This is a genomic window from Paraburkholderia lebeckiae (genome assembly GCF_014201005.1).
GTDB lineage: Bacteria > Pseudomonadota > Gammaproteobacteria > Burkholderiales > Burkholderiaceae > Paraburkholderia > Paraburkholderia tuberum.
The window spans coordinates 458885-477496 of record NZ_JACHDK010000002.1 but is presented as its reverse complement, the minus strand read 5'-3'; the positions used below and the strand labels follow the sequence as shown (position 1 = coordinate 477496).

The 18612-nt window shown below is 66.5% G+C and carries 19 protein-coding genes; 15 read left to right on the top strand and 4 right to left on the bottom strand.

Annotated features, from left to right (window positions below):
* Nucleotides 1-10 precede the first annotated feature (10 nt).
* The 8 genes from HDG39_RS05450 to HDG39_RS05415 all read left to right on the top strand — a co-directional run bounded on the left by HDG39_RS05450 (nt 11) and on the right by HDG39_RS05415 (nt 8025).
* Nucleotides 11-904, top strand: coding sequence for a LysR family transcriptional regulator (locus tag HDG39_RS05450; RefSeq protein ID WP_184003883.1), 894 nt, complete (start codon nt 11-13; stop codon nt 902-904).
* A 236-nt stretch (nt 905-1140) separates the two neighbouring features.
* The gene (locus HDG39_RS05445; protein ID WP_184003881.1) at nt 1141-1935 is read left to right on the top strand and encodes a sugar phosphate isomerase/epimerase family protein; all 795 of its coding nucleotides are present in this window, start codon (nt 1141-1143) and stop codon (nt 1933-1935) included.
* Between the two features lie 143 nt (nt 1936-2078).
* Nucleotides 2079-3062, top strand: coding sequence for a sugar kinase (locus HDG39_RS05440; RefSeq protein ID WP_184003879.1), 984 nt, complete (start codon nt 2079-2081; stop codon nt 3060-3062).
* Nucleotides 3063-3185: 123 nt separating this feature from the next.
* Nucleotides 3186-4475 carry an MFS transporter gene (locus tag HDG39_RS05435; RefSeq protein WP_184003877.1) on the top strand — a complete coding sequence of 430 codons (1290 nt, stop codon included), beginning with the start codon at nt 3186-3188 and terminating at the stop codon, nt 4473-4475.
* Nucleotides 4475-5440, top strand: a complete 966-nt coding sequence (locus HDG39_RS05430; protein WP_184003875.1) for a 2-hydroxyacid dehydrogenase — start codon at nt 4475-4477, stop codon at nt 5438-5440. Before HDG39_RS05435 ends, HDG39_RS05430 begins: the two co-directional genes overlap by 1 nt.
* Nucleotides 5441-5494: 54 nt before the next feature.
* Nucleotides 5495-6583, top strand: a complete 1089-nt coding sequence (locus tag HDG39_RS05425) for a LacI family DNA-binding transcriptional regulator (protein ID WP_184003873.1) — start codon at nt 5495-5497, stop codon at nt 6581-6583.
* 83 nt (nt 6584-6666) lie between these two features.
* Entirely contained in the window at nt 6667-7563 is an 897-nt protein-coding gene (locus HDG39_RS05420) for a YhfC family intramembrane metalloprotease (protein ID WP_184003871.1), read from the top strand.
* 96 nt (nt 7564-7659) lie between these two features.
* Nucleotides 7660-8025 carry a DUF3022 domain-containing protein gene (locus HDG39_RS05415; protein ID WP_018417736.1) on the top strand — a complete coding sequence of 122 codons (366 nt, stop codon included), beginning with the start codon at nt 7660-7662 and terminating at the stop codon, nt 8023-8025.
* A gap of 28 nt (nt 8026-8053) precedes the next feature.
* On the opposite strand, the gene HDG39_RS05410 is transcribed toward HDG39_RS05415, so the two are convergent.
* The gene (locus tag HDG39_RS05410) at nt 8054-8491 is read right to left on the bottom strand and encodes a PGDYG domain-containing protein (protein WP_184003869.1); all 438 of its coding nucleotides are present in this window, start codon (nt 8489-8491) and stop codon (nt 8054-8056) included.
* A 265-nt stretch (nt 8492-8756) separates the two neighbouring features.
* Nucleotides 8757-9275: a Spy/CpxP family protein refolding chaperone gene (locus HDG39_RS05405; protein ID WP_184003867.1), complete on the bottom strand. Its 519-nt coding sequence runs from the start codon at nt 9273-9275 to the stop codon at nt 8757-8759.
* Between the two features lie 344 nt (nt 9276-9619).
* Between HDG39_RS05405 and HDG39_RS05400 the strand changes: the two genes are divergently transcribed.
* Nucleotides 9620-10078, top strand: coding sequence for an Lrp/AsnC family transcriptional regulator (locus HDG39_RS05400; RefSeq protein WP_184003865.1), 459 nt, complete (start codon nt 9620-9622; stop codon nt 10076-10078).
* A gap of 257 nt (nt 10079-10335) precedes the next feature.
* Complete coding sequence (locus HDG39_RS05395; protein WP_184003863.1) at nt 10336-11433, top strand: saccharopine dehydrogenase family protein; 1098 nt, start codon at nt 10336-10338, stop codon at nt 11431-11433.
* Nucleotides 11434-11549: 116 nt separating this feature from the next.
* Here HDG39_RS05395 and HDG39_RS05390 read toward each other — a convergent pair whose 3' ends face one another.
* On the bottom strand, nt 11550-12131 hold the full coding sequence (locus HDG39_RS05390; protein ID WP_184003861.1) for a P-loop nucleotide/nucleoside kinase family protein: 582 nt from the start codon (nt 12129-12131) through the stop codon (nt 11550-11552).
* Nucleotides 12128-12274 carry a cytochrome bd-I oxidase subunit CydX gene (gene cydX, locus HDG39_RS05385; RefSeq protein ID WP_184003859.1) on the bottom strand — a complete coding sequence of 49 codons (147 nt, stop codon included), beginning with the start codon at nt 12272-12274 and terminating at the stop codon, nt 12128-12130. Before cydX ends, HDG39_RS05390 begins: the two co-directional genes overlap by 4 nt.
* Before the next feature lie 367 nt (nt 12275-12641).
* On the opposite strand from cydX, the gene HDG39_RS05380 reads away from it, so the two are divergent.
* The 5 genes from HDG39_RS05380 (at nt 12642) to HDG39_RS05360 (ending at nt 18541) form a co-directional block, all read left to right on the top strand.
* Complete coding sequence (locus tag HDG39_RS05380; RefSeq protein WP_260327537.1) at nt 12642-13055, top strand: hypothetical protein; 414 nt, start codon at nt 12642-12644, stop codon at nt 13053-13055.
* 179 nt (nt 13056-13234) lie between these two features.
* Nucleotides 13235-14212, top strand: a complete 978-nt coding sequence (corA, locus tag HDG39_RS05375) for a magnesium/cobalt transporter CorA (RefSeq protein WP_184003854.1) — start codon at nt 13235-13237, stop codon at nt 14210-14212.
* A 315-nt stretch (nt 14213-14527) separates the two neighbouring features.
* Nucleotides 14528-15502 carry a sugar ABC transporter substrate-binding protein gene (locus HDG39_RS05370; protein WP_184003852.1) on the top strand — a complete coding sequence of 325 codons (975 nt, stop codon included), beginning with the start codon at nt 14528-14530 and terminating at the stop codon, nt 15500-15502.
* Nucleotides 15503-15857: 355 nt separating this feature from the next.
* Entirely contained in the window at nt 15858-17450 is a 1593-nt protein-coding gene (locus tag HDG39_RS05365; RefSeq protein ID WP_184003850.1) for a sugar ABC transporter ATP-binding protein, read from the top strand.
* A complete protein-coding gene (locus tag HDG39_RS05360) occupies nt 17450-18541 on the top strand; it encodes an ABC transporter permease (protein ID WP_184003848.1) in 1092 nt (363 codons plus the stop codon). The genes HDG39_RS05365 and HDG39_RS05360 overlap by 1 nt, the downstream gene beginning before the upstream one ends.
* Nucleotides 18542-18612 lie beyond the last annotated feature (71 nt).

Genomic DNA, 18612 nt, shown 5'->3' with positions numbered 1-18612 from the left:
TTTAATCGAGATGACCCCGGATCAACTTATAACATTCGCTGCCGTCGCTGAGCATCGCAACATCAGCCGGGCGGCAGTGGCGCTGCATCTGTCGCAGCCGGCGGTCTCCGGCCAGCTGAGGCAATTGCAGGACGAGTTCGGCGAGCCGCTGTATCAGCGCGACGGCCGCGGGGTGCGACTGACGCCAGCTGGCGAGCAGCTCGCCGCCTATGCGGCGCGGCTGCGCGACACCTGGCGGCAGGCGCATGCCTATCGCGACGCGCTGCGCGGTCTCGAACAGGGCACCTTGCGGATCGGCGCGAGCACGACGCCGGCGAGCTACCTGCTGCCGTACCTGATCGCCGAATTCCATCGCCGCTATCCGCACGTGACCGTGCATACCGCCAACGGCAACACGGCCGAGATCGTCGGCGCGCTCGGCTCGGTCGACATCGCGATGATCGAGGGTCCCGCCGGCGCAGATCTGCCGCCGGACACGGTCGTCCATGCGTGGCGCGAGGACGAGATCGTCGCGATCATGCCGCGCTCGCATCCGCTCGCGCAGGCGGAACACGGCGGGCGCATCGAGCTGACCGCGTTCGGCGCGTATCCGCTGGTGCTGCGCGAGGAAGGCTCGGGCGTGCGGCAGACGGTCGAGCGCGAGTTCGCGCGCGCGGGCGTGCCGATGCGCGTGGCGCTAGAAATCGCGGGGGTCGAAGGGGTGAAGGAGGCGGTGCGGGCGGGGATGGGTGTCGGTTTCGTGTCGGCGATGTCGATGCGGCATGAGGACGGTGCGCTGCGGCTCATGTCGCTGAGCCCGCAGCCGCTGACGCGGCGGCTGTCGATTCTGGTGCCGCATGCGAGCGCGCCGTCGCGGGTGGTCGAGCAGTTTCTGGCGATGTGCGTCGCGGACGAGGCCGGCTGACTTCCGCGCTGGCAGCGTATGGGGTCGAGAATCCGAACCCGCGCGGGGCGCTGCCGTGGCCGGCGCGCTTCGCTTTACGCTCGCCGTATGCCGGCCGCGCCTGGGGATTTCCTCTATGGTGCGCGATGGCTGTCCCGAGCACCATTCGCACATCGCAGCGCCTCGGCGCTTTTTTTCAAAATTTAGTTGGAACCGGTTCCAAAAGCGGTTTCGCGTCAGGATCGAGTGAGTTGGACATGGCTGATGCAGTGCAGATCGTGGTCGTCGCCAGCGCGTTCGGTGTGAACGCCGTGCGCGCCGACGGCCATCTGAAATGGGCGCAGGCGGCAAAGCGCGCCGGCGCGGCGGGTTTCGAAGTGCGCCGGGAGCTATTCGCGAGCGACGCGGACGCGGACCCGCAACGGCTGCGCGCGTTCGGCGCGGCGTTGGCCGATCTCGGGCTGTGGTCGGTGTTCTCGACGCCGGCATCGTTGTACGCGGCGCACGGCCAGCTCGATACCGACGCACTGCGTGTCGCGCTCGATCAGGCGGCCGCGCTCGGCGCGCGCTTCGTCAAGCTGCAACTCGGCGGCTTCGCGGGCGAGGCCCACGGCGCGGCCATCGTCGCGCACGTCGCGGGCGGCTCGGGCACCACGGGCGGTGTGCAGCCACGGCTCGTCGTCGAAAACGGGCAACTGGCGCAGGGCGGCTCGCCCGCCCAGTTCGTCGGGCTGTTCGATGCGCTCGCGCGTGAAGGCCACGCGGGCGTGCTCGGCATGACGTTCGATACCGGCAACTGGGCGTGGCTCGACGTCGCGCCGCTACACATCGCGCCGCAGCTCGCGCCGTACGTCGAGTACATCCATTGCAAGACCACCACGGGCGAGGGGGTGCGGCGCTTTGCGAGCGCGCCGGCCGAGGATGACGCGCCATTCCTCGCGCTCCTCGACCGGCTGCCGCGCGATGTGCCGCGCGGCATCGAGTTTCCGTTCGATCCGAGCCGGATCGACGCGGATGCCGCGCGTTATGTGAGCTGGCTTGCGCGCGTGTAGACGCACGACGCGGCATCACGAAGCGCCTCGGTCGAAGCCGTATGGAGCAGACGAGGCAGCAACCGAAGCAGCAACCGAAGCAGCAAAGAACGCATTCCACGCAACACGAATCACCGCATCAGAAGCACCACCAGGAGCCCGGCATGACCCACCCTTACCCCGCCCTCGACGTGATCACCTACGGCGAAGCGATGGCGATGTTCGTCGCCGCCGAAGCCGGCCCGCTCGCGGGCGTCGGGCACTTCACGAAGCGCATCGCCGGCGCGGATCTGAACGTCGCGATCGGCTTGTCCCGACTCGGCTTCAGGGTGGGCTGGATGAGCCGCGTCGGCGACGATTCGTTCGGCCGGTACGTGCGCGCCACGCTGACGAAAGAGGGCATCGACCAGCAATGCGTGAGCACCGACGCGCGCCATCCGACCGGCTTCCAGCTGAAGTCGAAGAGCGACGACGGCAGCGACCCGGCGGTCGAATACTTCCGCAGGGGCTCGGCGGCGAGCCATCTGTCGCTCGACGACTACGTCGCCGATTACGTGCTGCCCGCGCGTCATCTGCATCTGACCGGCGTCGCCCCGGCGATCTCGGCAAGCTCGCGCGAACTCGCATTCCACCTGGCCCGCGAAATGCGCGCTGCAGGCAGGACGATCTCGTTCGACCCGAACCTGCGTCCGGCGCTGTGGCCCTCGCGCGCGGCGATGGTCGAAGGCTTGAACGCGCTCGCCGCGCTCGCCGACTGGGTGCTGCCCGGCATCGGCGAGGGCGAGATTCTGACCGGCCACACGCAGCCGGACGACATCGCGAAGTTCTATCTCGAGCGCGGCGCGCGCGGCGTGATCGTCAAGCTCGGCGCGCAGGGCGCGTATTACCGCACCGCGACCGATGCCGCGACGATCGCCGGCCGGCCGGTCGCGAACGTCGTCGATACGGTCGGCGCGGGCGATGGTTTCGCGGTCGGCGTGATCAGCGCGCTGCTCGAAGGCCGCACGCTCGCGCAGGCAGTCGCGCGCGCCAATCGGATCGGCGCGCTCGCGATCCAGGTGATCGGCGATTCGGAAGGTTTGCCGAGCCGCGCCGAACTCGACGCGCTGGAGCTGGCCGAGGTACCGGACATCGCAAGCGCGGCCTGAGGCGGATCGGACCGCATCGATAGCGCTGTATCCACAACCAGCATCGACGACAACAAGAGCGCCCACAGCGCGCCCAGATTTTTTCATCATTGATTCGGGACGACGCCGTCCAAGGAGACTTCCATGACCTCATCGCTTGCGATTCGCCGCTGGTGGACGATCATGCCGATCGTGTTCATCACCTACAGCCTCGCGTATCTGGATCGCGCGAATTTCGGTTTCGCGTCGGCGGCCGGCATCAACCAGGATCTCGGCATCAGCAAGGGGCTCGCGTCGCTGATCGGCGCGCTGTTCTTCCTCGGCTATTTCTTCTTCCAGATTCCGGGTGCGATCTATGCCGAGCGCCGCAGCGTGAAGAAGCTCGTGTTCTGGAGCCTCGTTCTGTGGGGCGGCTGCGCGGCGTTGACCGGCATGGTCAGCAACATTCCGTCGCTGATGGCGATCCGCTTCCTGCTCGGCGTCGTCGAAGCCGCGGTAATGCCGGCGATGCTGATCTTCATCAGCAACTGGTTCACGAAGAGCGAGCGCTCGCGCGCGAACACGTTCCTGATCCTCGGCAATCCTGTCACGGTGCTGTGGATGTCGGTCGTGTCGGGCTATCTCGTGCATTCGTTCGGCTGGCGGCAGATGTTCATCGCCGAGGGCGCGCCCGCGATCATCTGGGCGATCTGCTGGTGGTTCCTCGTCAAGGACAAGCCCGAGCAGGTGTCGTGGCTCACGCAAGAGGAAAAGGACGCGCTCGCGCAGACGCTGCGCGCCGAGCAGGCCGCGATCAAGCCGGTGCGCAACTACAGCGAGGCGTTTCGCACGCCCGCGGTCATCAAGCTGTGCGCGCAGTATTTCTGCTGGAGCATCGGCGTGTACGGCTTCGTGCTGTGGCTGCCGTCGATCCTGAAGAACGGCTCGTCGTTCGGCATGGTGGAAACCGGCTGGCTGTCGGCGCTGCCGTATCTGGCCGCGACGATCGCGATGCTTGCAGCTTCGTGGGCATCGGATAAACTCAACCGCCGCAAGGTGTTCGTGTGGCCGTTCCTGCTGATCGGTGCGATTGCGTTCGCGGCGTCGTACGGGCTCGGCTCCGCGCATTTCTGGGTTTCGTATGCGCTGCTCGTGATCGCGGGCGCCGCGATGTACGCGCCGTATGGACCGTTCTTCGCGATCGTACCGGAGCTGCTGCCGAAGAACGTCGCGGGCGGCGCGATGGCGCTGATCAACAGCATGGGCGCGCTCGGTTCGTTCGTCGGCTCGTACGTGGTCGGCTATCTGAACGGCGCGACCGGTTCGCCCGCGGCATCGTATGCATTCATGAGCGTGGCGCTCGTCGCCGCGGTGATCCTCACGCTCGCCGTCAAGCCGGCCGCCGCCGAACAACGTGGCTCCGCTCGTCCCACCGTCGCAAGGAAAATTAGCTGATGAACAAGATCGTCGCCTGGAAGTCGCTGCCCGAGGATGTGCTCGCCTATCTGCAACAGCATGCGCAGGTCGTGCAGGTCGATCCGTCACAGCATGATACGTTCGTCGCCGCGCTGCGCGATGCCGACGGTGGCATCGGCGCGAGCGTGCAGATCACGCCGGCGATGCTCGAAGGCGCAAGCCGGCTGAAGGCGCTGTCGACGATCTCGGTCGGCTACGACCAGTTCGACGTCGACGACCTCACGCGCCGCGGCATCGTGCTCGCGCACACGCCGGACGTGCTGACCGAATCGACCGCCGATACCGTGTTCTCGATGATCCTCGCGTGCGCGCGGCGCGTCGTCGAGCTGGCCGACTGGGTCAAGGCGGGGCAGTGGCGCACGAGCATCGGGCCCGCGCAGTTCGGGCTCGACGTGCAGGGCAAGACGATCGGCATCGTCGGGCTTGGACGCATCGGCGGCGCGGTCGCGCGACGCGCGGCGCTCGGCTTCAACATGAAGGTGCTGTATACGAACCGCAGCGCGAACCACCAAGCGGAGCACGCGTATGGCGCGCGGCGCGTCGAGCTGGCTGAATTGCTCGCGCAGTCCGATTTCGTCTGTCTGCAGGTGCCGCTCACGCGAGAGACGCGGCATCTGATCGGCGCCGCCGAACTGCGCGCGATGAAGAAGAGCGCGATCCTGATCAACGCTTCACGCGGCGCGACCGTCGACGAACCGGCGCTGATCGAGGCGCTGCGCAACGGCACGATTCACGGCGCGGGCCTCGACGTGTTCGACACCGAACCGTTGCCTGCCGACTCGCCGTTGCTCGCGATGCCGAACGTGGTCGCGCTGCCGCATATCGGCTCGGCGACGCACGAGACCCGTCATGCGATGGCGCTCAACGCGGCGGAGAACCTGGTCGCCGCGCTCGACGGCACATTGACGACCAACATCGTCAACCGTGAAGTCCTGGCGAAGTGAATCGCAGGGCGGCGCGCAAGCTCCCGCCCTCGGACCGACACGAGCGATGAGCGAATGAGCACGACCCCGCCCAGCATGCCGCCTGGTCCCCCGAGCGCGCCGACGCGCCGCGCGACGATCACCGATGTCGCGCGCGAGGCCGGCACCGGCAAGACCAGCATCTCGCGCTATCTGAACGGCGAGTTCAGCGCGCTGTCGCCCGAGCTGCGCGCGCGCATCGAAGCCGCGATCGCGCGGCTCGACTATCAGCCGAACCAGATGGCGCGCGGCCTGAAGCGCGGCCGCAACCGGCTGATCGGCATGCTGGTCGCCGACCTGACCAATCCGTACTCCGTCGAAGTGCTGCAAGGCGTCGAGGCCGCGTGCCACGCGCTCGGCTTGATGCCGCTGATTTGCCACGCGGCGAACGAAGTCGAGATGGAGCGGCGTTACCTGCAACTGCTGACCACGTATCGCGTGGAAGGTGTGATCGTCAACGCGCTAGGCGTGCGCGAGGAGACGTTGCGGCCGGTCGGCGACGGCGGGATTCCGGCGGTGCTGGTCGATCGGCGCGTGGAGGGGCTGGTCGCCGACATGGTCGGTCTCGACAATGGCGCGGCCGCCGCGCTCGGTACGCGTCATCTGCTCGAACGGGGCTTCGAGCACGTCTGGTTCGTCGTGCAGCCGTTCGAGCAGGTCAGCTCGCGACAGTTGCGCGTCGAAGCATTCGATCGGGCGATGCGCGACGATGGCCGCGCGCGCGGTCGTACGCTGGTGCTCGATCTCGCCGATGCAACTGCGCTCGAGCGCGGTCTCGCGGAGCTGGATCATGCGATCGACTCGCCGGGCGGGGCCGGTGCCGAGCCTGCCGGCGCCTCCCCACGCATCGCGCTGTTCGCGGCCAACGCACCGGTCGCGTTGCGTCTCGCGCTGCATCTGAACGCGCGTTACGGCGCGCACTGGCAGAGCCGCGTCGCGCTGCTTTCCATCGACGATCCGGATTGGGCCGAGCTCGCCGGCATCACGACGATCCGCCAGCCGACCTACGACATCGGCTATCGCGCGGTCGAATTCCTGCACGAGCGCATCGAAGGCGCGCAGATGGGCGCGCGCGACTGCCTGTTGCCCGGCGAGTTGATCGTGCGTGCGTCGACCGCACGCTGATTTCCGGCCAATCTGCGATGATGCGGGCTGCGGCGCGCAGCAGTTGCGCGCCGGAGATTGCAAGGAACCCCGCAAGGATACTCATGGTCGTGCCACCGCTTACCCTCGCGAGCCTCGCGCTCGCCACGCTCGTCATCGCCGCTTTACCGTTTCTGATTTACCGACAATTGCGCCGTCCGCTCGCGCTTCGGCCGCGCGACGCGATCGCCGGCGTCGCGGTGTTCGCGCTGTTCGCGATGGTCATCGAGCGTGCGCTGCACGACTATCTGTTGCGCGGCAACGAGACGACCGCGGCGTTCCTTTCGCAGCCGCTCGCGTTCGTCGTCTATGGTGCGCTGGCCGCGGGCGTTTGCGAGGAAGTGGGGCGGTTCTTCGGCATGCGGCTGCTCATGAAGCGCGCGGCGGCGCGGCCGGCGGTGCGGAAAAAGGCGAACGTCGACGCGCCCGCCGGCGTCGACGCAAGCGCGGGCGCGAGCCCCGCCGCCAGCATGACCGCCGACACGCGCACCGCCGCATTGCGCGCCGACGATGGCGCCGCGCTCAGCTACGGCCTCGGCCACGGCGGCGCGGAAGCATGGATGGTCGGCGTGTTCGTGCAGTTCCAGTGGCTCGTGTTCGCGGTCCTCGAAAACCGTGGCCGGCTCGGCGATTACCTCGGCAATCTGCCGGCCGAAGCGGTGATGCGCGTGCATCTGATTCTCGCGAGCCTGACGCCGCAACTGGCCGGTATTTTCGCGCTCGAACGCGTCGCGGCGCTGGTGTTCCAGATTGGCTTGTCGGTGCTGATGTGGCGCGGCGTGCGGGCCGGCTCGCGCGGCATCCTGCCGCTCGCGATCGGGGTGCACGCGCTGATCGACGTGCCTGCGGCAATGACGCAGGCGCGGCTGCTGCCGCTCGCGGCAGCCGATACGATCTATGTGGTGGCGGCGGTGTTCGTCGCGGGACTGCTGATACGGATTTACCGGCGGCCGGCGGCGTGAGCGGATGAGCCGCTGGACGGCAGGCGCCTCGCTATCCTTTCAGCGTTTCTCTAAAATGCGCCTACGTTTCAGGATCCTCTTTTCCCGGCAGCCTTCATGGAAGCTTACCAATACGACTGCGCGCATCCGGAGTTCGACGAACTCGCGCGCGTCATCAGCGATCTGTTTCCCGAGCAGACGCAGTTCATCGAGCGTGCCGCCGACGATGGCACGCCCACACTGACGGTTCACTGGGTAGCAATGCGCTTCGGTTCCACCGCGCGCCGTATCGCGATGACGGTCGCGATCGCGCCGGCGGCGCTCGCGCGTTATCGCGCGATGCCGGCGCGGTTGCGTGGCCGCAGCTTTGCGGTGTTGCGCGCGTACGTCGAAGCGAGCCTGGGCTCGCTCGAAGAAATGTACGCGAACGGCCAGGCGGTCCCGCGCGAAGTCACGGTCGATCTCGGCGAAGAGTTCGCGTGACGCGCGGTGAAGCGCGTGTGCAGTGGATTCAATTCGCGAGCCGATAGACCTTCGCGAAACGCGCGGCCTGCACGACGCCATAGTCGCCGGGCGCGTACTGCATGACCCAGTCGCCGGCCGCGCCGTGCAGCACGTCGCCGCCGCTCGCCGAGCGCGCGAGCGAGAAGGACTCGTCCATCCGGCGGGCAAGTACGACCGCCAGGCGGTTGCGGTAGGCGCCGGCTTCGCCGTGTGCGAGCGCGGCATCGGCGGGCAGGTACTTCGCGTCGAAGCGCTCGCGCGACACGACCCAGCGCTCGCCGGTCGAGCCGGTGATCAGCGCATCGCCGCGCACATAGCGGTTCGGGCCTTCGAGGCTCATCAACTGCCCTTCGGCGGCGGCGAATTCGACGCTTACCGTTTCGTCCTTGACGACGCGTTGGGCGTGCGGATCGTCACGCAAATCGAGATTGCTGAGTTCAGTCATGAAGCGGGTGGAAGATTAGGGGGTGAGCGTTGCGGCGCGAGTTGCCGCTTTGCCGCGATCGTGCGTCGAGTCGCTGGGATGGGTAGCCGGCCCAGACAGCGCGCCCCCGAATAATGCCAGATGCATGAGCCGGGCGGGGGGAGGCGAAAGGCTGAGGCGTGGTGACAAAGCCGAGGCTCGGGCGCCGGCGGAATTGCCGAAATCAACCGCGTCCGAACGGACCCGCGCCCGCAACGGGGCAATCCCCGCCGCGGGCGCTCTTTCATTACGGCTTGACAGTCGCGTCGCTCGCGGCTTCCGCCGCGGGCTTGCCGCCCTTGCCCTTGCCATGGTGGCCGCGATGATGACCCTCGGGGCCGCCCTGATGGAACGTCGCGTCGGCGAGCTTCTTCTGCTCCGGCGACAGGCTGCTATACAGCGGATCGAACGCATCGACGAGCTTCTTCATGCCGTCCGCATGCGCCTGCGCGATCGTTGCGTACTGTTTCATGTCGTCGAGCGCGCTCACGTTGGTGGCCGCCTTGCGCTGCTCGAACAGCTGGCCCATCGTTTCGCCGTTGCTGCGCATGACGTCGGCGAACGCCTTCCATTGCGTTTCCTGCGCGGGCGTGATCTTCAGTTGCGAGTGCAGATAAGCGATGCGGTCTTCGACGTTGCGTTCGTGGCCGGCCTTGGCCGCGGAGGCCGAGGCGGTGGTGTCCGGCGCCGCGGCCGGCGCGGCGGTTTGGGCGAACGCGCCGCCCATCGAAACGGCCGTAGCCAGCATAACCAGTGCTTTTTTCATCGAAACTCCTGATGTCTGTTCGTTATTGAGACACGGCGCGCGGCGAGCGTCTTGCCCCGCGCCAGCGGCGAATGGCGCCGCACCGCAAGCGGCTGCCGCATTCGCCCGTCGCCGCTATTAGTAACACGTTAACCCTACAATACGGTGCGTGTGCGACAAACGCTTACAACCGAAACGAACGCGAAACGGCTCGCGCCTGAGCGGCAATCGCGCCGACATACTGCGCCGGGGCCGCCCCACAGTGTGCCGTGCATCTGTGACCGTACCGCGTGGCGTGAGATGGCGCCGCTGCGTGCAGGCGCGCGATAATCCGCGACATTCCATACCAACTTCCTTCCCCTTCGATGAGACCTCCGCGCCTCGACCAGCTCGACGACCTCGACCGCAACCTCGTTGCACTGCTGCAAGCCAACGCGCGCGAGAGCGTCGCGAATCTTGCGCGGCAGCTCGGCGTCGCGCGCACGACCGTGATCGCGCGCATTGCGCGGCTCGAGCGCAGCAACGTGATCGCCGGCTACAGCGTGAGGCTTGGCCAGGACGTGCTCGATTCGAGCATCGTCGCGTATGTCGGCATCATCATCGCGCCGAAGCACGGGCCGGCCGTGCAGAAACGCCTCGGCAGAATGCCCGAAGTGCAGCTGCTGTGCGCGGTCAGCGGCGAGTTCGACTACGTGGCATGGCTGCGCGCCGATTCGCCGGAGCGGCTCAACGATCTGCTCGATCAGATCGGCGGGCTAGAGGGCGTCGAGCGGACCACGACGTCGATCATTCTCGCGCGCAAGATCGATCGCGGCACGGTGTGAGTCGGCGCGCGGCGTAACCTCTTCGCGAGTGCTGCGAGAGTCCATCGTTGACGCCTTTTTTACGCTGTTTCGACAAATCGTTTGACCGGTTCGTCAGAACGTCGAACCCGATGGTCATACCGCAGCATTTTGCGCGTATGAACTGTTTTTGCTTCTTCCTACACTGTCATTCAAGGGTTCGGCCCGCAGGCGCCGCGCGCAACACGCGGCGCACTTCCCAAGCTCGGAAACAGCACATGGATAACAAGGAGAAGCAGATGAAAGTAGCTATCGTTGGCGCAGGTCTGATCGGTCACACCATTGCCCATATGCTGCGCGAGACGGGCGACTACGAAGTCGTCGCGTTCGACCGCGATCAGCACGCGCTCGACAAGCTCGCCGCCCAGGGCATTCCCACCCGCCGCATCGATTCCGCCGACGCCGCCGTGCTGCGCGCCGCGATCCAGGGCTTCGACGTGCTGATCAACGCGCTGCCGTACTACCTCGCGGTCAACGTCGCATCGGCCGCGAAGAGCGCGGGCGTGCATTACTTCGACCTGACCGAGGACGTACGCGCGACGCACGCGATCCGCGCGATCGCCGAAGATGCCGATCACGCATTCATGCCGCAGTGCGGTCTCGCGCCGGGCTTCATCGGCATTGCCGCGCACGAGCTCGCGAACCGCTTTACGGAAATCCGCGACGTGAAGATGCGCGTGGGCGCGCTGCCCGAGTTTCCGACCAATGCGCTGAAGTACAACCTGACGTGGAGCGTCGACGGCCTGATCAACGAGTACTGCCAGCCGTGCGAGGCCATCCGCAATGGCCGCACGCAATGGGTGCAGCCGCTCGAAGGCCTCGAGCATTTCTCGCTCGACGGCACCGAGTACGAAGCGTTCAACACGTCGGGCGGGCTGGGCACGCTGTGCGAAACGCTGGCGGGCCGCGTCGAATCGCTCGACTACAAGTCGGTGCGCTATCCGGGTCATCGCAACCTGATGCAGTTCCTGCTCGAAGACCTGCGTTTGTCGAGCGACCGCGATACGCTGAAGACCATCATGCGCCGCTCGGTGCCATCGACCGCGCAAGATGTCGTGCTGGTGTTCATCACCGTGAGCGGCATGCGCGACGGTCAGCTCGTGCAGGAGGTGTTCACGCGCAAGATCTTCGCGAAGACCGTCTGCGGCGTGCCGATGAGCGCGATTCAGATCACGACTGCCGGCGCGATGTGCGCGGTGCTCGATCTGTTCCGCGAGCGCAAGCTGCCGCAAAAAGGCTTCGTGCGCCAGGAGCAGGTGTCGCTCGGCGATTTTCTGGCGAACCGCTTCGGCAAGTTGTACGAAGGGCAGTCGCTGGAGGCGATGGCGACCGTTTGAGGCCGGCATGGCTCGCGTCGAATGAAAATCCCCGTACGTCGCCGACGTACGGGGATTTTCCGTTTTTCAGCCAGCATCGGGCCAGCGCGGCACTCGCCAGACAGAAGGGAGGGCCGTCATCCAGCCACGATTTGCGCGACGAGCGCTTCATGGTCCGCCGAACTGGGCGCGGTATTGTCGAACATCAGCAGACCCTCGCGGCTCGCGCCGCTCGGCTCGAAACGCCGCCGCCGGTAGACGTCCCAGTGCGCGAGCTTGTACGCATCGTTGGGATTCGCGCGCGCGACGATCCGCTGCCGCGCCACGTCCTCGGAGGTCCGTACCCAGACAACACGCAATCTCACGTCCGGCGCGACGCCGAGCCACGCGTGATCGAACAGCCGCCGCTCGCGCACCTCGCGAGACAGCGGGCCGACGACCAACGCGCTGATGCCGAGTTCGAGATTGTCGCGCGCCGTATCGATGAGGCCGCGATACTCGGGGTCGCGCAGATGCTGCAGGAAAAGAGGGCTGTCGCGATCGTTCGGATTGCCGGTCAGCATCGCCATCGCGGCCGCGCTATAGCCGCCGTACAGCGTGTCCTTGTCGAGCAGACAGAAAGGGGTGCCGCTCACTTTCATCAGCGGGCCGAGCAGTTTTTTCGCCAGCGTCGTCTTGCCCGTGCCCGCATGACCGCAAAAGAAAACCAGAGAGGTCACGCAGGCTTGTCCTCACGCGGCGCGGCGGCGGCATCGGGGCGCGGGTCGCGCGCGAACTTGCCGTTGGTCTCGAGCCACATCACGTTGATGATGCCGAAGGCGAGCGCCACACCCACGCCGAGAATCCAGGTGAAATACCACATCGCAGTCTCCTTGATCGTGCGTCCGGCGACGCGGATCGACAGGCATGCCGGCAACCGACGACGGCCAGCCGCGAGCGCGGCCGCCTGCACCGATCATGAAGAAGAACGCCGCGCCATGCAAGAGGCGCGGCGCCCGAGCTCCGTGCGCCGTGGCTGGCGGAATGTCCGCGCGTTGCTATGATGCGGAACATTCATGCGTACGAGCGTACCGTGTCCGCCGAACCGGCGGACGCGGAGCGACGACCTACACCGCGTAGTCGGAAACTCGGGGCCACAATCGGGAGCACACGGGAGAACCAGCATGCCGATGCGCCTGTCTTGCCGCTGCCGAGCCGCACGGCTGGCCGGGTCCGCACGCTGTGCCGCGTTGGCCGCAGGCGTCGCGTTCAGCGTGCTCGCGCTGGCCGGCTGCGCGTCGACGCCGGCCGAGCCGGTACCGTTCAAACCGGTGCCTGCCGAGCGCATCGTCAGACAGGGCTATACGGCGCCGGGCCCCGGCCTTGTCGCGGTGGACCTGCGGCGCGAGCGTTCGCGCGACGTGATCGTGCGGTTTCGCAATGCGCTCGTCTATATCGACGGCGAGCGCGTGACCGACCTGATGAACGGCGAGCACGTGGTGTTCTATCTGCCGCTCGGCGCGCATCGGATCGGCGTATCGACGCAGTTCGATCCGGTCATCGAGCTGAACTTCGTCGTAACGGCCGACCCGCGCTACACGAACCGCGCCTCGGTCACGTTCAACGACGATCACCGCATCGGCCTGCAGCGGGTCGCGCAGTAGCGTGCGCTCGAGCATTAACAATTGGATACGCGCGGCTTAGGTATCGCGCCTTAACATGGCGGCTGATACAAGCGGCCTGGAAGCGTGCTTGTCCGTTCATGCAGAACCGTCGACCGTCTTACGCAATGCTTACGTGAGAGGGTGGCGAGGTCTGCTTTCGTATGCAAGGTAATCCGAACATGCTGATCAATTGCGCCGCCTATCAGGACGGCCGGAAACTCGCCGACATCGATGTCGACAGCATCAGCGACTACGTCGCGCGGCCCGAGTGCTTCGTCTGGGTCGCACTGAAAGACCCGGAGCCCGAGGAACTCGCGGCCATGAAAGACGAATTCAATCTGCACGAGCTCGCGATCGAAGACGCGCAACACGGTCATCAGCGCCCGAAAATCGAGGAGTACGGCGATTCGGTCTTCACCGTGATGCACACGGTCGAGATGGATGAGACAGGCGAGCTGGTGATCGGCGAAGTCGATGTGTTCGCCGGCGCCAACTATGTGCTGTCGGTGCGCCGCGGCACGCGCACCGGTTTCCAGAGCGTGCGCACGCGCTGCGAGCGCGAGCCGCATCTGTTGAAGGAAGGCTCGGCGTTCGTGCTGTACGCACTGATCGACGACGTGGTCGACCGTTATTTCCCGATCATCGAGGCGATGAGCACCGAGCTCGAAACGCTCGAGGACCGCATCTTCGAGAGGAACGATTCGGCCGCCTCGCGCGCGATCGTGCAGGACCTGTACTCGATGAAGCGCCGGCTCGTGATCCTGCAGCACCATATCGTGCCGCTGCAGGAAGCGGTCGGCAAACTGACGGGCGGCCGCATTCCGAGTGTTTGCGCAGGCATGCAGGCGTACTTCCGCGACGTCTACGATCACCTCGACCGGATCGTCAGAACCATCGAGGGGCGTCGCGAAATCGTCGTCACGGCGGTGCAGGTGAACCTCGGCATGATCTCGCTCGCCGAGAGCGAAATCACCAAGCGGCTCGGCTCGTTCGCGGCGCTTTTCGCGGTGCCGACGATGATCGCCGGCATCTACGGGATGAACTTCGAGCGCATTCCCGAGCTGCATTTCCGGTACGGCTATCCGGTCGTGCTGGCGGTGATGCTGGCGATCGACTTCGTGCTGTACCGGCGTTTTCGCAAGGCCGGCTGGTTGTAGCCGGCGCACCGTTCAATTTCCTCGGGGTTTCACTTGCGGCGCGCGCGATACCAGGCCAGCATAAGCGGCCTGTGTGTCGCGCCGCACGCGACACACGGGCGTCATCGACTGCACGGACTGAGCGAGGGAACCTTGCCACACGCTGCCCGGATCGAACGAGCGTATTGCGGCGCCGCAGATGTTGCGCGCCGGTGCGTTGCAACACCGCGAATCGTTGACATTCCGAAGAGCTTGCGCTGAGAATAGGCCTCGCAAACGTTTGCGCATCACAAAAAATACGGCTCGCCCGCGAGCCTGACAACCTTGGAGATACGCATGAGCCATCGAACCCGTCGTCGCATTCTAGCCGCCGCAGTTCTCGCCACCGCCTCCGCCGTCCTGCCTTTTTCCGCCGCCCACGCGCAGAACGCCCCGGCTCATAAGCCGAAGGTCGCGCTCGTAATGAAGTCGCTCGCCAATGAGTTCTTCCTGACCATGGAGACCGGGGCGAAGGACTATCAGAAGCACAACCCCGACAAGTTCGAGCTGATCACGAACGGCATCAAGGACGAAACCGACACCGCCAACCAGATCCGCATCGTCGAGCAGATGATCGTGTCCAAGGTCGACGCGATCGTGCTTGCGCCGGCCGATTCGAAGGCGCTTGTGCCGGTCGTCAAGAAGGCGGTCGACGCGGGCATCATCGTCGTCAACATCGACAACCGGCTCGATCAGGACGTGCTGAAGTCGAAAGACCTGAACGTGCCGTTCGTCGGCCCCGACAATCGCAAGGGCGCGCGGCTCGTCGGTGACTACCTCGCGAAGCGCCTGAAGGCCGGCGACGAGGTCGGCATCCTCGAAGGCGTCTCGACCACCACCAACGCGCAGCAGCGCACGGCGGGCTTCAAGGACGCGATGCAGGCGGTCGGCGCGAAGGTCGTGTCGGTGCAGTCGGGCGAGTGGGAAATCGACAAGGGCAACGCGGTCGCATCGGCGATGCTCAACGAGTATCCGAACCTGAAGGCGCTGCTCGCCGGCAACGACAACATGGCGATCGGCGCGGTGTCGGCCGTGCGCGCGGCCGGCAAGCAGGGCAAGGTGCTGGTGGTCGGCTACGACAACATCAACGCGATCCATCCGATGCTGAAGGACGGCCGCGTGCTCGCCACCGCGGACCAGTACGCGGCGAAGCAGGCCGTGTTCGGCATCGATACCGCATTGAAGGCGTTGAGCGAAAACAAGAAGCAGTCGCAGCTGTCGGGCGTCGTCGAAACGCCGGTCGTTCTGGTGACGAAGGACACCCTGAAGTAAGCGCGCCGCGCCCGGCGTGAAGCACGAGCCGGGCGCAGCCGGAAAAGCGCACGGGAAGTCGTAAAAATCGCCACGAATTATGCGGGTAGCATGTTTTAGAGGCAAACCACCACCCAGTGATCCGCTTTTATTCAACGGACGCTCAAGAATCCCGCCGCACCGCCGTTAATCCCAGAGATAAGCGTCATGACAGCGGCTCGCGTGGTGAGAGGGAGCGCGGCCATGAGCATCTGTGCATTCCGCGCAGTGGGCCGGCATGACTCGTGGCAGCCGGGCGCGGTGTGCCATGCGGCAAGCGCAGCGGACCGCCGGGGCGCCACGAAGGCGCCAGAAGCGCCATGCAACCAGGAGCGCGATGGATTCGACCGACCACGACGCCTTGCCTGTCGTACTGAGCGTCAGCGGCATCGGCAAGACCTATGCCGAACCGGTGCTCGCCGACGTATCGCTGTCGCTGCGAGCGGGCGAGGTATTGGCGTTGACCGGCGAGAACGGCGCGGGCAAGAGCACGCTGTCGAAGATCATCGGCGGGCTGGTCGAGGCGAGCGCGGGCACCATGCGGCTTGCCGACGCGCCGTACGCGCCCGCGAGCCGCACCGAGGCCGAGGCGCTCGGCGTGCGCATGGTCATGCAGGAGTTGAATCTGCTGCCTACGCTGTCGGTCGCCGAGAACCTGTTCCTGAACCGGCTGCCGCGTGCGGGCGCGTTCAGCTTCGGCTGGATCGATCGCGGCAAGCTGCGCGAGAACGCGCGCGAGGCGATGGCGCAGGTCGGACTCGACGCGATCGATCCCGACACGCTGGTCGGCGAACTGGGCATCGGTCATCAGCAAATGGTCGAGATCGCCCGCAACCTGATCGACGACTGCCGCGTGCTCATCCTCGACGAGCCGACCGCGATGCTGACCGCCCGCGAGGTCGATCTGCTGTTCGCGCAGATCGGGCGGCTCAAGGCTCGCGGCGTCGCGCTCGTCTATATCTCGCACCGGCTCGAAGAGCTGGCGCGGGTCGCCGAACGGGTCGCGGTGCTGCGCGACGGCCGCCTCGTGCATGTCGACGCGATGGCGAACCTGACGAGCGAGCAGATCGTCACGTGGATGGTTGGCCGCGAGCTCGGCGAGCATATCGATCTCGGCGAGCGCAACATCGGCGCGCCGCTCCTGAAAGTGGAGCGGCTTGCGCGCGGCAAGGTCGTGCGCGACGTGTCGTTCGAGGTGCGCGCGGGCGAGATTTTCGGTGTGAGCGGACTGATCGGCGCGGGCCGCACCGAGCTGATGCGGCTCATCTACGGCGCCGACCGCAAGGACGGCGGCAACGTGTCGCTCGCCGCGACGCCGGGCGCGTCGCCTACGCCGATGCGAATCGACTCGCCGGCGGACGCGGTACGCGCGGGTATCGCGCTGATCACCGAAGACCGCAAGGGCGAAGGCCTGCTGCTGCCGCAACCGATCGCGGCCAACCTGTCGCTCGGCAATCTCCGCAGCGTCGCGCGGCACGGCCTCGTCGACGCGAAGCGCGAGAACGCGCTGGCGCACAAGCAGATCGCCGCGATGCGGATTCGCAGCTCGGGGCCCGCGCAGATCGTCGGCGAGCTGTCGGGCGGCAACCAGCAGAAAGTCGTGATCGGCCGCTGGCTCGCGCGCGACTGCCGCGTGCTGTTGTTCGACGAACCGACGCGCGGCATCGACGTCGGCGCGAAGTTCGATATTTACGGCCTGATGGGCGCGCTCGCTCGCGCCGGCCGCGCGCTCGTCGTGGTGTCGAGCGATCTGCGCGAACTGATGCTGATCTGCGACCGGATCGGCGTGATGTCGGCGGGCAGCATGACAGGCGTGTTCGAGCGCGCGAGCTGGAGTCAGGATGCGCTGCTCGCGGCTGCGTTCGCCGGCTACCGCGGCCGTGACGCGCTGCTGCACACGCACGGCGTCAACGAAGCAGGGAGTCTGTGATGACCGATCAATCGTGGCGCGAGGCGGCGGGTGTCAAACAGGACGGCCAGTTGGACGGCCAACAGGGCGGCAAGCAAGGCGGTGCGCCGGACGCGCCCGCCGTGACGCCGCCCGCCGATCCGTCGGCGCCGCTCGCGAGCGGCAAACCGGCCGGCACGCGGCTCGGCTTTTCGAACTACCTGGGCCTCGCCGGCGCGCTGCTCGCGATGATCGTGCTGTTCTCGCTGCTGAGTTCGCACTTTCTGACCTACGACACGTTCAGCACGATCGCGAACCAGATTCCGGATCTCGTTGTGATGTCGGTCGGCATGACTTTCGTGCTGATCATCGCGGGGATCGATCTGTCGGTGGGCTCGGTGCTCGCGCTCGGGGCGTCGGTGGTCAGCGTGGTGACGCTGAAGTGGGGCTGGGGGCCGGCTGCCGGCGCGCTGCTCGGGGTCGCGGTCGCGGCGCTGACCGGCACCGTGACCGGCGCGGTGACGGTGGGCTGGCGAATTCCGTCGTTCATCGTGTCGCTCGGCGTGCTCGAGGCGGCGCGCGGCATGGCGTATCAGATGACCAATTCGCGCACCGCGTATATCGGCGACGCGTTCGATTTTCTGTCGAACCCGATCGCGCTCGGCATCTCGCCGGCCTTTCTGATCGCGGTCGCGGTGATGGTGATCGCGCAGCTGGTGCTGACGCGCACGGTGTTCGGGCGCTATCTGGTCGGGATCGGCACCAACGAGGAAGCGGTGCGGCTCGCGGGCGTCAATCCGCGGCCGTACAAGGTGATCGTGTTCGCGCTGATGGGCGCGCTGTCCGGACTCGCGGCGCTGTTCCAGATCTCGCGGCTCGAGGCGGCCGATCCGAATGCGGGTGTCGGCCTGGAGCTGCAGGTGATCGCGGCGGTCGTGATCGGCGGCACGAGTCTGATGGGCGGACGTGGTTCGGTTATCAGCACGTTCTTTGGCGTGCTGATCATTTCGGTGCTGGCGGCGGGCCTCGCGCAGATCGGCGCGAACGAGCCGACCAAGCGCATGATCACCGGCGCGGTGATCGTGGTGGCGGTGGTGCTCGATACGTACCGCAGCCGTCGCAAACGCGCCTGAGGTGGGAGCCGCGGCGCAACGATGAGTGAGTGCATGGGACCGGAGCAAGCGCTAAAGCGCTAACTCCGTTC

Bases quoted from the DNA above. Each gene is read 5' to 3' on its own strand.
- HDG39_RS05450 (WP_184003883.1), top strand. From the start codon at position 11: ATGACCCCGGATCAACTTATAACATTCGCTGCCGTCGCTGAGCATCGC.
- HDG39_RS05445 (WP_184003881.1), top strand. From the start codon at position 1,141: ATGGCTGATGCAGTGCAGATCGTGGTCGTCGCCAGCGCGTTCGGTGTG.
- HDG39_RS05440 (WP_184003879.1), top strand. From the start codon at position 2,079: ATGACCCACCCTTACCCCGCCCTCGACGTGATCACCTACGGCGAAGCG.
- HDG39_RS05435 (WP_184003877.1), top strand. From the start codon at position 3,186: ATGACCTCATCGCTTGCGATTCGCCGCTGGTGGACGATCATGCCGATC.
- HDG39_RS05430 (WP_184003875.1), top strand. From the start codon at position 4,475: ATGAACAAGATCGTCGCCTGGAAGTCGCTGCCCGAGGATGTGCTCGCC.
- HDG39_RS05425 (WP_184003873.1), top strand. From the start codon at position 5,495: ATGAGCACGACCCCGCCCAGCATGCCGCCTGGTCCCCCGAGCGCGCCG.
- HDG39_RS05420 (WP_184003871.1), top strand. From the start codon at position 6,667: ATGGTCGTGCCACCGCTTACCCTCGCGAGCCTCGCGCTCGCCACGCTC.
- HDG39_RS05415 (WP_018417736.1), top strand. From the start codon at position 7,660: ATGGAAGCTTACCAATACGACTGCGCGCATCCGGAGTTCGACGAACTC.
- HDG39_RS05410 (WP_184003869.1), bottom strand. From the start codon at position 8,491: ATGACTGAACTCAGCAATCTCGATTTGCGTGACGATCCGCACGCCCAA.
- HDG39_RS05405 (WP_184003867.1), bottom strand. From the start codon at position 9,275: ATGAAAAAAGCACTGGTTATGCTGGCTACGGCCGTTTCGATGGGCGGC.
- HDG39_RS05400 (WP_184003865.1), top strand. From the start codon at position 9,620: ATGAGACCTCCGCGCCTCGACCAGCTCGACGACCTCGACCGCAACCTC.
- HDG39_RS05395 (WP_184003863.1), top strand. From the start codon at position 10,336: ATGAAAGTAGCTATCGTTGGCGCAGGTCTGATCGGTCACACCATTGCC.
- cydX (WP_184003859.1), bottom strand. From the start codon at position 12,274: ATGTGGTATTTCACCTGGATTCTCGGCGTGGGTGTGGCGCTCGCCTTC.
- corA (WP_184003854.1), top strand. From the start codon at position 13,235: ATGCTGATCAATTGCGCCGCCTATCAGGACGGCCGGAAACTCGCCGAC.
- HDG39_RS05370 (WP_184003852.1), top strand. From the start codon at position 14,528: ATGAGCCATCGAACCCGTCGTCGCATTCTAGCCGCCGCAGTTCTCGCC.
- HDG39_RS05365 (WP_184003850.1), top strand. From the start codon at position 15,858: ATGGATTCGACCGACCACGACGCCTTGCCTGTCGTACTGAGCGTCAGC.
- HDG39_RS05360 (WP_184003848.1), top strand. From the start codon at position 17,450: ATGACCGATCAATCGTGGCGCGAGGCGGCGGGTGTCAAACAGGACGGC.